This is a genomic window from Amycolatopsis sp. NPDC049691, from assembly GCF_040675005.1.
Taxonomy (GTDB): Bacteria; Actinomycetota; Actinomycetes; order Mycobacteriales; family Pseudonocardiaceae; genus Amycolatopsis.
In genome coordinates, this window is record NZ_JBFANX010000005.1 from 394,756 (window position 1) to 409,068 (window position 14,313).

General features: G+C 72.4%; 13 protein-coding genes. 9 read left to right on the plus strand and 4 right to left on the minus strand.

Going from position 1 to position 14,313, the window contains the following annotated elements; all coding sequences use genetic code 11:
- The first annotated feature begins 16 nt into the window (after positions 1-16).
- Entirely contained in the window at positions 17-967 is a 951-nt protein-coding gene (locus tag AB0J40_RS14540) for a threonine/serine dehydratase (protein WP_364452304.1), read from the plus strand.
- On the opposite strand, the gene AB0J40_RS14545 is transcribed toward AB0J40_RS14540, so the two are convergent.
- Both AB0J40_RS14545 and AB0J40_RS14550 read right to left on the minus strand, forming a co-directional pair.
- Positions 964-2,493 carry an MFS transporter gene (locus AB0J40_RS14545; protein ID WP_364452307.1) on the minus strand — a complete coding sequence of 510 codons (1,530 nt, stop codon included), beginning with the start codon at positions 2,491-2,493 and terminating at the stop codon, positions 964-966. The two genes, AB0J40_RS14540 and AB0J40_RS14545, sit on opposite strands and share 4 nt — an antisense overlap.
- On the minus strand, positions 2,490-3,245 hold the full coding sequence (locus tag AB0J40_RS14550; protein WP_364452310.1) for a GntR family transcriptional regulator: 756 nt from the start codon (positions 3,243-3,245) through the stop codon (positions 2,490-2,492). The genes AB0J40_RS14545 and AB0J40_RS14550 overlap by 4 nt, the downstream gene beginning before the upstream one ends.
- 148 nt (positions 3,246-3,393) lie before the next feature.
- Here AB0J40_RS14550 and AB0J40_RS14555 point away from each other — a divergent pair, with 148 nt between their 5' ends.
- Positions 3,394-4,440, plus strand: coding sequence for an SIS domain-containing protein (locus AB0J40_RS14555; protein ID WP_364452313.1), 1,047 nt, complete (start codon positions 3,394-3,396; stop codon positions 4,438-4,440).
- Positions 4,437-5,393 (plus strand): BadF/BadG/BcrA/BcrD ATPase family protein, encoded by a 957-nt coding sequence (locus AB0J40_RS14560; protein WP_364452316.1) that lies wholly within the window; start codon positions 4,437-4,439, stop codon positions 5,391-5,393. Before AB0J40_RS14555 ends, AB0J40_RS14560 begins: the two co-directional genes overlap by 4 nt.
- Before the next feature lie 108 nt (positions 5,394-5,501).
- Here the strand turns inward: AB0J40_RS14560 and AB0J40_RS14565 are convergent, their stop codons facing one another.
- On the minus strand, positions 5,502-6,164 hold the full coding sequence (locus AB0J40_RS14565) for a DUF3159 domain-containing protein (protein WP_364452319.1): 663 nt from the start codon (positions 6,162-6,164) through the stop codon (positions 5,502-5,504).
- 255 nt (positions 6,165-6,419) lie between these two features.
- Between AB0J40_RS14565 and AB0J40_RS14570 the strand changes: the two genes are divergently transcribed.
- The 6 genes from AB0J40_RS14570 (at position 6,420) to AB0J40_RS14595 (ending at position 10,914) form a co-directional block, all read left to right on the plus strand.
- Positions 6,420-7,238 carry an SGNH/GDSL hydrolase family protein gene (locus tag AB0J40_RS14570; protein ID WP_364452322.1) on the plus strand — a complete coding sequence of 273 codons (819 nt, stop codon included), beginning with the start codon at positions 6,420-6,422 and terminating at the stop codon, positions 7,236-7,238.
- A gap of 190 nt (positions 7,239-7,428) precedes the next feature.
- Complete coding sequence (locus tag AB0J40_RS14575; protein WP_364452325.1) at positions 7,429-8,169, plus strand: OmpA family protein; 741 nt, start codon at positions 7,429-7,431, stop codon at positions 8,167-8,169.
- 15 nt (positions 8,170-8,184) lie between these two features.
- Positions 8,185-8,580 carry a hypothetical protein gene (locus AB0J40_RS14580; RefSeq protein WP_364452326.1) on the plus strand — a complete coding sequence of 132 codons (396 nt, stop codon included), beginning with the start codon at positions 8,185-8,187 and terminating at the stop codon, positions 8,578-8,580.
- 57 nt (positions 8,581-8,637) lie between these two features.
- Positions 8,638-9,114 carry a hypothetical protein gene (locus AB0J40_RS14585; protein ID WP_364452328.1) on the plus strand — a complete coding sequence of 159 codons (477 nt, stop codon included), beginning with the start codon at positions 8,638-8,640 and terminating at the stop codon, positions 9,112-9,114.
- Positions 9,111-9,995, plus strand: a complete 885-nt coding sequence (locus AB0J40_RS14590; protein WP_364452330.1) for a hypothetical protein — start codon at positions 9,111-9,113, stop codon at positions 9,993-9,995. Before AB0J40_RS14585 ends, AB0J40_RS14590 begins: the two co-directional genes overlap by 4 nt.
- Before the next feature lie 250 nt (positions 9,996-10,245).
- Positions 10,246-10,914 (plus strand): DUF4190 domain-containing protein, encoded by a 669-nt coding sequence (locus AB0J40_RS14595; RefSeq protein WP_364452333.1) that lies wholly within the window; start codon positions 10,246-10,248, stop codon positions 10,912-10,914.
- A gap of 287 nt (positions 10,915-11,201) precedes the next feature.
- On the opposite strand, the gene AB0J40_RS14600 is transcribed toward AB0J40_RS14595, so the two are convergent.
- On the minus strand, positions 11,202-13,946 hold the full coding sequence (locus AB0J40_RS14600; protein WP_364452336.1) for a BTAD domain-containing putative transcriptional regulator: 2,745 nt from the start codon (positions 13,944-13,946) through the stop codon (positions 11,202-11,204).
- Positions 13,947-14,313 lie beyond the last annotated feature (367 nt).

The following is a 14,313-nucleotide window of genomic DNA, read 5'->3' on the forward strand; positions in this document are numbered from 1 at the left end:
TTGACATACTCGGCACATGGAACTGGTGACGATCTCTGACGTCGAGGCCGCGGCGAAGCGCGTCCAAGACGCCGCCGTGCGCACGCCCCTGCTGCTCCAGACGTGGGATCCCCGCGGAACCCTGTGGCTCAAACCCGAAAGCCTCCAACCGGTCGGCGCGTTCAAGGTGCGCGGCGCGTTCAACGCGATCGCCACCCTCGACGAACAGCGGCGTACCCGCGGCGTGATCGCTTACTCCAGCGGCAACCACGCGCAAGCGGTCGCGTACGCGGCGCAGCGGTACGGCGTGCCCGCGTTGGTCGTCGTGCCGGACGTGACACCACGGATCAAGGTCGAAGCGACCCGCTCCTACGGCGCCGAGGTGATCGAGGTGCCGATCGGCGAGCACGAGGGCAAAGCGCGCGAACTGGCCGTCGAACGCGGGCTGACCCTCATCCCGCCCTTCGACGACGCGGCCATCATCGCCGGACAGGGCACCGCCGGGCTCGAGATCGCCGAGGACCTCCCCGAAGTCGAGGTCGTGCTGGTGCCGGTCAGCGGCGGCGGGCTGGCCGCCGGCGTCGGCACCGCGATCAAGGCCAGGGCACCGCACGCGAAGGTCATCGGGGTCGAGCCGGCGCTGGCCGCGGACACCGCCGACAGCCTCCGCCGGGGCGAGCTGGTCCGGTGGCCACAGGCCGACCGCGCCCGCACGATCGCCGACGGCCTGCGCTCGCAGCCGTCCGAGCTGACGTTCGCGCACCTGCGCGCGGTCGTCGACGAGATGGTCACGGTCACCGAAGACGAGATCCGCGAGGCCGTGCGCGTCCTCGCCCGCAAGGCCCGGCTGGTGGCCGAGCCCAGCGGCGCGGTGACGACGGCGGCGTACCTGTCCCACGCGGCCGAGCTGCCGGCCGGGAAGACGGTCGCGATCGTCTCGGGCGGCAACGCCGACCCGGCGCTGTTCGCGGAGATCCTCGCGGGCTAGGAGCCGGCGACCGGGGTCCCGCCGCCGCGGATGTGCGTCGGCGGGCCCTCCACGCCGCAGTGGTAGCACTCGCCCAGGTGCGGGCACTCGTCCGGAGCGGCGGGCTCGGAAGCGGACGGCGGCGCGAGGACGCCGTTGTGGATGCCCAGCGCGATCAGCCCACCCGCGACCGCCAGTGCCGCGCAGATGACCAGCGCCATCCGCCAGCCCGCCGTGAGCGCCACCGGGTCCGCGTACGCCTCACCGGTCAGGCCGGCTGCCGCGGGCAGCACCGCCACCGCCAGGAGCCCACCCGACCGCGCGATCGCGTTGTTGACGCCGGACGCGACACCGGCGTAGCGGTCCGGGGCCGCCGCGAGCACCGTCGCGGTCACCGGGGCCACCACCGTCGCCAGGCCGAGGCCGAACACCACCACCGCGGGCAGCACCGCGCCGAGGTAGGACGCGCCGGGCGCGATGCGCAGCATCAGCAGCATCCCGATGCCGACGACGATCGGGCCGACCACCAGCTGCGTCCGCGGCCCGATGCGCTGGGCCAGCGCCCCCGACCGGCCGGACAGCAGCAGCATGATCACCGTGAGCGGCAGCCCGGCCAGCCCGGCCGCGGTCGGCGAGTAGCGCAGCGACACCTGCAGCTGCATGACCAGCAGCATCATCACGCCGCCGAGCGCCGCGTAGACGACGAACGTCAGCGCGTTCGAGAGCGTGAACGTGCGGTCGCGGAACAGCGACGGCGGCACCAACGGCTCGCGCGAGCGGTGCTGGACGACCACGAACGCGGTCAGTCCCGCGATCCCCAGCAGGCCCGCGACCAGCACGATCGGGTCGCCGACGCCGCGGCCGGGCGCTTCCACCAGCGCGCCGGTGACCCCGGCGAGGCCGATCGCGCCCAGCGCCGCGGCGCCGAAGTCCGGGTGACCGGTCGCGTCCGGGTCGCGGGACTCCGGCACGAACTTCTCGGCCATCAGCACGACGACGAGCGCGATCGGGACGTTGATCAGGAACGCCAGGCGCCACGACCACACCTGGACGAGGAAGCCGCCGAGCAGCGGCCCGGCGGCCGCGGCGATGCCGCCGAGGCCGGACCAGGCGCCGATCGCGCGGGCGCGGGCGTCGTGCGCGAAGGACGACTGCAGGATCGCGAGCGACCCCGGCGTCAGCAGCGCGCCGCCGACGCCCTGCAGGATCCGCATCGCGACCAGCATCTCGGTGGACACGGCGGCGGCGCACAGCCCGGAGGCGACGCCGAACCAGACGACGCCGATCAGGTACATCCGGCGCCTGCCGTACCGGTCGCCGAGCGAGCCGGCGACCAGGATGAGCGCGGCGAGCGCCAGCATGTAGCCGTCGAGGATCCACTGGAGCCCCGCGACGGAGGCGTTCAGCTCGGCGCCGATGCGGGGCAGGGCGACGTTGACGATGGTGCCGTCGAGCATCGCCATGCCCGACCCGAGGATGGTGGTGGCCAGCACGCCGCGCGCGGCGTGCGTTCCCCAGCGGATCCCGGTGTCCTCGGTGGCGGTCACGGCAACAGCGTCGTGACGAACTTGTACCTGTCGCCGCGGTAGACCGAGCGGGCGTATTCGACGGGCTTGCCGTCGGTGGCGAACGAGTGCCGGGTCAGCCGCAGCACCGGCATGCCGACGTCGGCGCCGAGCATCTCCGCCTCTTCCGGCCCGGCGAGCGAGGTCTCGATCGACTCCTCGGCGCGTTCGAGTTCGACGCCGTAGTGCTCGCGTAGAACGGCGTACAACGAACCGCCCGCGGAGACGTGCTTGCGCAGCCCGCGGAATCGGCCGGCCGGCAGGTGCGAAGTCTCCAGCGCCATCGGCTGCGAGTCGGCCAGTCGAAGCCGTCGAAGGCGAAGAATTTTCGCACCAGTCCGGATTCCGAGCAGTTTCGCGAGGTCACCCTCGGCCGGCAGCTCCTCGAGTTCGAGCAGCTTCGACGACGGCTTCAGGCCCTGCCGGCGCATGTCCTCGGTGTAGGACGACAACTGCAGCCGCTGCGCGAGCTTCGGCTCGGCCGCGAAGGTGCCCTTGCCCTGCACCCGGTGCAGGCGGCCTTCGGCGGTGAGGTCGGCCAGCGCCTGGCGCACGGTGGTGCGGGAGACCGTGAACTCCCCGGCGAGCGCGCGTTCGGTCGGGATCGGCGACCCGGGCGGCAGCACGTCCAGCAGGTCGAGGAGGTGCTGTTTCAGCGCCCAGTACTTGGGCTCGCGCTGCCCGCGCATCCCGGCGACGGCGCTCGCCTCGCCCGTGGTGGTGGTCTCCAACATGCCCGGCTCCCTATGTCTTCCCTCATCGCACGCCACGTCCCCGTAAGAAACGTACCCTTTTCCCCAAACGCGCCGCCCCACTAACATTGGTCTAGACCTGACCGACGCCGCCTGAGTCCGGTACATAATGCCGGAGGTGGAGAGGAAAATGATGACCGAACAACGGCCCGGCGAGCACATGGCCGCGGAGATCGCCCAGCAGCCGGAGGTCCTGGCGGGACTGGTGGAGCGTCAGGCGGAAATCGCGGAGGTGGCGGAAAAGATCTCACAGAGGCCGCCGCGCTTCGCTTTGCTCGCCGCGCGTGGATCGAGCGACCACGCAGCGTTGTACGCGAAGTACCTGATCGAGGTACTGCTCGGCCTTCCGGCTGGTCTTGTCTCCCCGTCCACGGCGACGCTCTACGGCGCGCGGCCCGATCTGCGGGACGTGCTGTTCGTCACGGTCAGCCAGAGCGGTGGTTCGCCCGACCTGATCGAGGTCACCGAATCGGCGCGGCGCCAGGGCGCGCTGACCGTGTCCGTCACCAACACGCCGGACTCGCCGCTGCGCGCGGCGTCCGAACTCGGCGTCGACATCGGCGCCGGCGTCGAGAAGGCCGTCGCGGCGACCAAGACGTACTCGGCGACGCTGATGGCGCTCTACCTGCTCATCGACGCCGTCCGCGGCGGCAAGGCGGCCGACGCCGAGAAGATCGGCGAGCTGGCGAGCCAGACCCTCGACGGCGCCGCCGAGGGCGTCCAGCGCGCGGTCGACCGGTACCGCTTCGTGGACCGGGTCCTCACCACCGGTCGCGGCTACTCCTACGCCACCGCGCTCGAAGGCTCGCTCAAGCTCGCGGAGACCAGCTACCTCGCCGCCCGCGCGTACAGCGGCGCGGACCTGCTGCACGGCCCGGTCGCGGCGGTCGACGGCGAGACCGCCGTCCTCGCGGTGACCAGCAAGGGCCAGGGCGGGCAGGCCATGCACGAGGTCCTCGAGGCGGTCGGCAAGCGCGGCGCGGACGTGCTCGCGGTCGGCTCGGCCGCCGCCGAGGTGCCGGCGGCGCTGCGCATCGACGTCGCGCCGACGGTCGAAGAGCTCGCGCCGATCCTGGAGATCCTGCCCATCCAGCGGATCGCCCTCGGCCTGTCGCTCGCCCGCGGCGGCGACCCGGACAGCCCGCGTGGCCTGCTGAAGGTGACCAAGACGAGGTGAGCTTCGCGATCGGCGTCGACGCCGGCGGAACGTCGACCAGGGCCGCACTGGTCGACGCCGCCGGCGCGGTGCTCGGCACCGGGCGCGGCGACGGTGCCAACCCGAACTCGCACGCGCCCGAGGTCGCCGCGGGCCGGATCGCCGAGGCGATCACCGCGGCCCTGGGGTCTCGCGACCCCGGCGACGTGCGCGCGTGCGTCGTCGGGATGGCGGGGGTCAGCAAGCTCAGCGACGTGCGCGTGGCGGCGGTGTTCGACGCCGCCTGGGCGCGGATCGGGCTGACGAACGTACGAGTCGTCGCCGACGCCGAAGTGGCGTACGCGTCCGCGACGTCGGCGCCGGACGGCACCGTGCTCGTCGCCGGCACCGGTTCCATCGCGGGCCGGATCCGCAAGCGGCGGCTGGCCGGCACCGCGGGCGGTTACGGCTGGCTGCTCGGCGACGAGGGGTCGGCTTTCTGGCTCGGCCGCGAAGCCGTCCGATCCACTTTGGAGGCTCTCGGGCGCGGGCTGCCCCTCGACGGGCTGCCTTCGGCGGTGCTCGCCGCCGCGCTCGGACCGTCCGGTTTGGACGTCCGGACGGACACCGAGCGGCTCGCGGCGTCGCGCGCGCTGATCACGGCGGCCAACGCCGAGGCACCGGTCCGGCTCGCCCGGTTCGCCCCGTTGGTGAGCGCGGCGCACGACGCGGGCGAGCCCGCCGCGCGGGGGATCGTCACCCGTGCGGCCGAACTCCTCGTCGCCAACGCCCTCGCCGCGCGCGAGCCCGGCGAGTCGACGCCCGTCGTGCTCGTGGGTTCGGTGCTCACCGGACAAAGCCCGATCGGCGACCTCGTCCGCCGTGGTCTGTCCGGGCTCGAGGTGCTGACCAGCTCCGACGGGGTGCTCGGGGCGGCTTGGCTCGCCGCCGTGGACGCCTTCGGCGAAGGGGTGGTTAGACCAGTATTTCCCTAGAACGAGCAAAACCCGTGCCGGGAAAACGTCAAAACGTCGACTGAACCCGGGTTTTCCGGGTAACGTAGGCAGTGGCCCCCGGACCCTCCCCCCTCGCCGGGGGCCGCCTTATGTCCGGGGTACGTCGTCCGGGCCGGTTTCGGGGGCCAAGCGCAGCCCCGGGTGCTCCGGCGGCAGCGCCCGGTAGAGCACCCAGCCGCTCACCGCGACGGTCAGCGCGACCAGTGGCCACGACAGCACCGTGCGGGCCACGCCGAGCGCGATCACCTGGCCGGACCACCACAGCAGGCCGTAGACGACCACGCGCAGCGTGTACTGGCCGAACACCCACACCCAGCTGGCCCGCGAGTACGCCTTCAGCAGCACGGGGTCGCGGCGCCAGCGCGTCTTCTGCCCGAGCAGCAGGCCCACGACGACGCCGAGCAGCGGCCAGCGGACCACGATGCTGGCCGCCCAGAGCAGCGCGCTGGCCACATTGGACATCAGCTGCAGCAGGAAGAAGTCCTGGGCGCGGCCGGTGTGCAGGGCGATCAGCGCGGCCGCGACGACGGCGGCCAGGCTGACGACCAGCGCGCGCACCTTCCCGCCGCGGACGACCCGGTAGGCACCGAGCGCGACGGCGACCACGATGGCGGCGCCGGCGCCCCAGGCGATGGACTGCCCGGCCGCGAGCCAGCCGGCGACGAAACCGACGGGCGGGATGCTGGCGTCGAGGGCGCCGCGACGGCCGCCGAGGATCTGCGCGAGCGACTCACGGGGTTCTGCGGACACTCCTCCAGCGTGCCGGATCGCGTCGCGGAGGCTCCAAGCAGGGAGATTTTCGCCACACCCGATGTGGTAGGCGCCTTCGAGTGTGCTGTCTCACGGCATGCGGAAGGTGAAGACTACGTAATAGAGAGGCGGAGAAGACCGACAAGATAAGACACTGTTACCACGGGCTGAACACGGACAGGGGGTCCCGGCGGTTAGTTGTGGTGTACAACTACATGTCGGGGAGTCGGTCGCAGGACGGGAAGGGGACCCAACGTGTACGGATTCGACAGCTATGTGGCGATCGGGGACAGCTTCACCGAAGGGCTCAACGACGGGCTCCCGGACGGCTCGTTCCGCGGCTGGGCCGACCGGCTCGCGGAGATCCTGGCCGCCGGGCGGCCCGGCTTCCGGTACGCGAACCTCGCCCTGCGGGGCAAGATGCTCGACGAGATCATGGACGAGCAGCTCCCGATCGCGCTGGAGCTGAAGCCCGACCTGGTCACGCTGTGCGCGGGCGGCAACGACATCATCGTCCCGGGCGCGGACGTGGACGCGGTGACGGCGCGCTTCGAGGAAGGCGTCGCGAAGCTGCGCGAGGCGGGCATCCCGGTCCTGATCTTCAACGGCCCGGACACGAAGGTCCTGTCCGTGATGTCGGTGTTGCGCGGCAAGGTGGCGATCTACAACACGCACCTGTGGGCGATCGCGGACCGCTACGGGGCGCGGATGGTGGACCTGTGGACGATGGGCCCGCTGCACGACCGGCGAGCCTGGAGCGACGACCGGCTGCACTTCTCCCCGGAGGCCCACCGCCGGATCGCGTTGAAGTCGGCGGAGGTGCTGGGAATCCCGGTGGCGGACGACTGGCGCGAGCCGTGGCCCGAGGAGGCGGTGCCGTCCCGGTGGATCGACTCGCGGCGGTCGGATCTGACGTGGACGAAGGTGCACTTGCTGCCGTGGATCCGGCGTCAGCTGCGGGGGGAGTCCATGGGGGACGGGTTGTCGCCGAAGCGGCCGCAGCTGGCGCCTTTGCTGCCGTTGGATGTGCTCGAGGTGCCGGACAGCGCGCAGGCTCGGCAGCAGGCCAGCTGAGGGGTCTTTTCGTTCGAGGAGGCCGCTGCCGGGGTCGGTGGCGGCCTTCACGCATTCCGGGTCCGACAGACCGTGCCCAACCGATCACCGCAAGCCGAGTTGTCCACATGTCGACTTACCTGGGGACAACTTGTGGAAGACCACCCTTCCCCCGGTCGCCAAGCCGGTCCACCCGGCTTACAGTCCCCTTATGTCCGGTGGTCGTCGCTGGATCCTCGTGGTCCCGATCGCGGTGCTGGTCACCGCCTTGCTCGCGGGGGTCGTCACCTGGGCGCAAGCCGGGAGCATCCAGCGTGACCTCGCCGCCGATGCCCACGCCGCCCTTGCCCAAGCCGGCCTCGACAACGGCACCGTCGCCTTCGACGGCCGGGATGCCACCCTCAGCGGCTTCCCGCCCGACCAAGCCCTGAAAGCCCTCGAAGTCGTCCAGAACGTCGACGGTGTGCGGGCCGCCCAGCTGCAGGGCGATGTCGTCCCGGTGGCCCCGGGCACGAGCACGCCGCCGCCCACCAGCTCGCCGGCTCCGACGACCACCGAGCCACCCACGACCAGTGCCACCGCTCCGCCGCCGCCCACCGACAAGGCCGGGGTGCAAGCCGAGATCGACCGGATGCTCGCCGAAGCGCCGATCACCTTCGAACCGGACACTGCCCGGCTCACCCCCGAAGGCGAACAGGCCGCCGTCGCCGTCGCCGTCGCGCTCGCCAAGTCGCCCGACACCTTCCGGTACCGCGTCACCGGCCACGCCGCCCGCGGGACCGGCAGCGCGAGCGGCGCCCTCAAGCTCTCCCGGGACCGCGCCAGGGCCGTCATGCGGATCCTCACCACCAACGGGCTGACGGCCAAGCGCGTGACCTACCGCGGGCTGGGCGACACGCGCCCGGCGGGCGGCGGCGAAGAAGACCGGCGCGTCGAGATCACAGTCGTTTGAAGGGGTGAGTAGCAGATGGTGTGGCTGTTCGGGCAGATCTGGTTGTGGCTGGTCGTCGCCTTCGCCCTCGGCGCGCTCACCTCGTGGCTCCTGCTGCGCGCCGCCCAGCGCCCCAAGCCCCAACCCGAGCCCGAACCCGCACCCGCACCCGAGCCCGAGGCGCACTACGAAGAGCCCGCCGAGCAGACCCAGTTCATCCCCGCCGCGTGGATGCAGCCCGGCACCGAACGGCCCCAGGACGTCCACGAGGACGACGCACCCGAGCCCGTCGGCCACCGCGAAGGCCACCTGCCGCTGCCGCCGCAGCGCGGGGCGCAGGCCGAAGACTGGCCCACCGAAGAAGAACCGGCCTGGCCCGAGTCCGAAGACGCCACCCCGCAGTGGCCGCACCAGCCTGGGCGCGGTGGCTGACACCCATCCTGGTAAGTTCGGCTACGCACTGTGAGCGAGGGCTGAGGAGGGGGTGGCGTGGCGCTCCCCCATTGGACGTCGCAGCAGGTCCTGCCGCCGGGCCGCCACGCCTGCGACCTCGCCGACGTCTACGAACGCCTGGTCTTCGACGCCCCGCACCAGAACGAGCGCGAGATCCTCTTCAGCGCCCTCAACAGCTACCTCGGCGTCGCCCGGCGGATCATCCCGTCCGGGCGGGCCTGGATCGGCGGCGAGCTCATCACGCGCGGCGCGCACCCGCCGCAAGGCCTCGACGTCGTCCTCATCCCGGACGAGTGGGGCGCGCTGAAGCGGCTCGACGACGCCGGCCGGTCGGCGCTGTACGGCCTGCTCACGCTGCGCGGCGTGATCGTCGGGCAGCCCGCGATGTACCTCGACCAGGTGCAGCCGGTCGGGGGCATGCTGGACGGCTTCCTCTGCCGTCCCGGCGACGAGGACGTCTGGGCCGAGGTCTGGGCCGACGGCGGCAGGGGCTACCCGGAGATGATCTGGTGAGGAACGAGTTCCGGCGCATCGCCGACGAGATCCCGGGCGGCACGTGGCTCGACGACCTGGCGCGCGCGTCGGCGATGGCCGCGAACGCCAAGTTCGAGCGGACGTCCCGCTCGCCGCTGCTGCACGTCTCGGTGATCGGCGAGCAGACCATCGACGCCTACACCTTCTCCGACATCAGCCGCGCGCTGCAGGACGCGACGGCGAAGATCGGGCACATCATCCGCAACCCGTCCGGCGAGGTCACCCAGGTCCAGCAGGCCGACCGCGACAAGGCGCCGCTGATCCAGCGCGGCCAGGCCGGCAACGCGATCTTCTTCGGCTTCCCGGAGCTCGACGTCTCCGACGACGCGCTGATCGTCGACGGTATCGAGACGCTGTCCGAGCGGGCCGTCAAGGAGCTGTGCGACTTCCTGCCGGCGAACGGCTCGGACGACGGCGCGCTCGACGCCGTGCTGCTCCAGCGCGACACCGTCCGCAACGCGGTGAGCGACATCGTCAACGCCGTCGCGAAGAACGCCGGCATCGGGATGGCGCTGACCCCGACCGCGGGCGAGCAGGTCACCCGCAGCATGACCACCGAGCAGGCGCGGATCCTGCAGGGCAGCCTCCGCGAGTCGCGCGAGGAGGTCGGCTACGAGACGGTGCGCGGGCGGCTCGACGGCGTCCGCACCCGGCGGCGCATCTTCTACCTCGATCGCGAGTCGGGCGGCACGATCCAGGGCGCGGTGGCGCCGGACCTGCTCGACCAGATCAAGGAGAACCTCGACCGGCCGGTGACCGCCCGGCTGCGCGTCGTGCGCACGACGACGATCGACGGCCGCCGCGGCCGTCCCGTTTTCGAGCTCCTCGAAATCACCCCCGAAGTGAGCCTTTTCGACTGAAAAGTCCGGCTTGCGACTTTCGTCTTGAACACCGGAACCGACGGTCGTCGTGAGCCGTTCGGCCACGAAAACAGTGGGAACCCCGATATTCTCGGCATTGATCACCCGGCCACACCCTGCGCGCGATGTCAGGAAATACCGGTACTTCGCGCAAAATGGTGGGACAATGACTTTTTCCAGAATGTAACAATTTCGTTCGTGGGCACTCTTATGGGTTAACGTCGTCGCACTCCCACCCGAAGGGGCCCGCATGATGACCGACCCGCAGTACCCGCCGCCGACCACCGCGCGCCACGGACGGCCCGCGCCACCGGTGACGGCCACGGAGCGTCGTCAGGCCAACGCGAAGCCCGGGCGGAACATCCTGGCCATCGTCGGCCTGCTGCTCGGCGTGGCCGCCATCGTCGTCACGTTCGTCCCGGACGTCGGGTTCGTCGCGTGGCCGCTCGCCGGGATCGGGCTCGTGCTGGCGATCACCGGGCTGGTCCAGGTCAAGAGGGGCACGGTCGGCGACCGCGGCCTCGCGATCACCGCGCTGGTGGCCACGATCGCCGCGCTGCTGACCACCGCCGGGATGCTGCTGTACTCGACCTTCTTCGGCGGCGGCGAGTCCGGGCTGCACCTGCCCGCGGTGGGCGGGGACAAGCACACCGTGACGTTCCAGGTGACCTCCGCCGGCGGCGCGACCGTGCGCTACGGCAGCCTGTCGGACCAGCGCACGGAGAACGCGCCGGCGAGCACCGACGCGTGGGAGGGCGCGGCGTCCTACAACAGTGGTTCGTACCTGTTGACGCTGACCGCCGACACCCGCAATTCCAACATGACCAACGAAATCAGCTGCGCCATTCTCGTCGACGGCAAGAAGGTCGCGGAAAACAGCGGGACGACGATCGCGCTCTGCACGGCGAACGTGGGCTGAGGCGAGCCTGGCGACCGGCCGGCCTACCCCCAAGTCGGCCGGCCGGGCCGCCACGAGCCGCTCCTGGCGGCTCCCGGCCCCGGCGGGGTTTTCCCGCGCGGGGCCCGGCACCGGCGTCTCAGCCTGCCCCTCCCCTAGGGCTCAGCCGGCACTGCCGAACCTACGCGGACGCCACCGGCCGGCACTAAGAATCCACTAAGGATTCACGGTGATCCAGGCTGCCGTGATCCATTCGCAACTCTCTTCACAAATGTCGCCGACCGGCGCCGAGTTGTCGCGCGAAAGCCTCACTGGAGTTCGGCGAGTTCGGTCCGCACCTCGCCGACGAGCTTCGGGTGCACCCGTTCGTAAATGCGCACCGACAGCGCCAGCTGCTCCCGCGCGCCGTCGAGATCGCCCCGCGCCCGCAGCACCCGGCCCAGCGTCAGCCGCAGCGCGCCTTCGCGGGCCACGAACTCGCGGCTGATCGCGAGGTCGATCGCCTCCCAGACGTACCGCTCCGCCGCCTCCAGGTCGCCCGCGCGGAGGCTGAGGTCGGCCACCTTGTCCAGCGCCACCACGATCCGGTCGTCGTCGCCGAGCGAGCGGTCGGCCGCCAGCCCCTCGAGCTGGTGGGCGACCGCCTCGGCCAGCCGGCCCGCCCGCTTCTCCGCCTGCGCGCAGCTGCTGAGCGCCCGGCCGCGCAGCGTGACGTCCGGGGCCTGGGCGATCGCCTTCGTCAAGCGGTCGATCGCCTTCTGGTGCTCGCCGCGCCGGCTCAGCGCGCGGCCCAGGTGCAGGTCGGCCGACGTGGTCAGCCACGCGTCGGCGGACCCGGCCGCCAGCGCGACCGCCCGTTCGGCGTCCGCGAACCCGTACCCCGGCAGCTCGAAGGTCAGCGCGATCTCGCACCGCGCGAGCCGCAGCCAGCACTGGCCCTCGACGTCGCCCACCGCCTCCGCGGCCGCGACACCCAGGTCGGCCATCCGCGTCCACTCGTCCAGCAGCGGGCACACCACGCGGTAGCGGTGACCAAGGAGGGCCAGCCGCCAGACGTCGTCGTAGCGGCCGGCCGTGTACGCGGCGTCGAGGGCCGCGAGGAGGTTCGGCCACTCCGCCGCGAACCACTCCTGCGCCTCGCCGAAGCCGGTCAGCGGCGGCATCGCCTCCTCGGCGAGCACGCCGGTGAAGTCCAGCGGGTCGGCGACGTGGCCCAGCCGGCGCCGCGCCCGGTCGGCCACCGCCTGGTAGTAGCGGACCGTCCAGCCGAGCGCCTCGTCGCGTTCCTTCTCGCCCAGCTCGTGTTCCGCGAGCTCGCGGAGGTAGAGCCAGACGAGGTCGTGCGGCGCGAAGACGTCCCGGGCGGTCTCCTCGATGAGGTTGTGCGCGGCCAGCGCGCGCAGCCGCCGGCGGGCCTCGGTGACCGGGATCTGCGCGACCGCGGCCATCAGGTGCGGCCCGACCATCACCCCGGGGACCGCGCCCAGCTGCAGGAACGTTTCGGCGATCTCGCCGGGCAGGCCGCGGAAGGAGACGTCGAACGCGGCGCGCACGCCGTCGTCGGCGCCCTCGACCTGCAGGCCCGCCAGCCGGGTGCGCTCGTTGCCCAGCTCGTCGACCAGCTCCTCCGCGGTCCGCTGCGCGCTCGCCGAGAGCCGCGCGCCCGCGATCCGCAGGGCGAGCGGGAGGTAGCCGCACAGGCGCGCCAGCGCGTGGTTGAGCGCGGCCGGGCCGGCGAGCTCCTCGATGAGCCGCACGGCGTCGTCGGGCGGGAGCGTGCCGAGGACGCGCTGCTTGGCCGCGTTCGACACGGCGAGCCCGTCCAGGCGCGACCGGCTGGTCACGACGGTCATCGTTCGCGCGCTCGGCGGCAGCAGCGGGCGCACCTGCTCGGCGGTGCGGGCGTCGTCCAGCAGCACGAGCATCCGCCGCCCGGCGATCAGCGACCGGTAGAGCGCGACGCGTTCGTGCAGCAGCTCGGGGATCTTCGCGGTTTCGACGCCGAGGCCGAGCAGGAACTGCGTGAGCAGCTCGGCCGGCTCCAGCGGCGGGTGGTGCGGGTCGAAGCCGCGCAGCGACGCGAACAGGACGCCGTCCGGGAACCGCGACGCGACGCGGTGCGCCCACCACACGACCAGCGTGCTCTTGCCGACCCCGGCGGTCCCGGTGACGACGGCGATCGTCGTCTCGCCCGCTTCCGCGCGGGTGACCAGGCCGTCGAGCCAGGCCAGCTCGTCGGCGCGCCCGGCCAGGCTCGGCACCGCGGCGGGCAGCTGCGAGATCGCCTTCTCCGGCTCGGCCGCGGCCGGCGCGACGACGTCGCGCACCGGGAGGTCGTCGTTCAGGACGCGCTCGTGCAGCCACCGCAGCTCCGCGCCGGGCTCGACGCCCAGGGTGCGCAGCGTGGCGCGCGAGACGGTCCGGTACAGCTCGAGCGCGTCCCCGCGCCGCCCGGCGTGGTACAGCGCCCGCATGAGCTGACCGGCGGTCCGCTCGGCGAGCGGGTCGGCGCGGACGATCGGGCTCAGCTCGACGATCAGCTCGGCGTGCCGGCCGAGGTCGAGGTCGGCGTCGACGCGGGCGCCGTGCACGGCCAGGCGCAGGTCCTCCAGCTCGGGGGCCCGCAGCGAATCCGGCACGCCGCCGAGCGCCGGGCCCTGCCACAGCGCGAGCGCCTCGGCCAGCAGCGCGGCGGCGGTCTCCGGGGTGGCGAGGGACGCGCGGTCGAGCAGGCTGCGCGCCCGGTGGACGTCGACGCGCTCGGGCTCGACCGCCAGCAGGTAGCCCGGCGGCGTGGTCAGGATGCTCGGGCCGTCGATGTCGCGCAGGATCCGCCGCAGGTGGGAGACGTTGCCGTGGACGATGGTGCGCGCGGTGGCCGGCGGGTCGTGGCCCCACAGGGCGTCGATGATCTCGTCGAGCCCGACGACCTTGCCGGGCTTGAGCGCGAGCAGGGCGAGCAGGCCGCGGACGCCGGGACCGCCGATCGGGACGGCGACGTCGCCGGCGAAGAGCTGGACGGGCCCGAGCAGCTGGAACCGGCATTCGGCCATGCTCGCGCCCACCTCCCCGGGGGTTCACGGTCGGTTCGGCGTCTCCCTCGCCGAAAGTCAACCTACCGTGGTCACCGGCTGTCGAGCAGGGCCGGTACCAGGAGTTTTGGGGCGTCTGCGAATTCCGTAGCGGTCAGCGGGAAGCGGTGCGACATCCACGGGCCGACATGACACGACCCCCTACCAGCGGTCCCGATCCGCTGGTAGGGGGTCGTGGTGAAGCTCCCGGCCGGGCCGTCAGGGGGCACGGTCCGCCCGTCGTCTTCCCAGGCGACCGGGCGGGTGGGCTCACCCCGAGCGAAGCACCCGCCGATCGTCCGCGAAGACGTCTGTTGCGCGGACCACACGCCCGCGCGGTGGCGACACG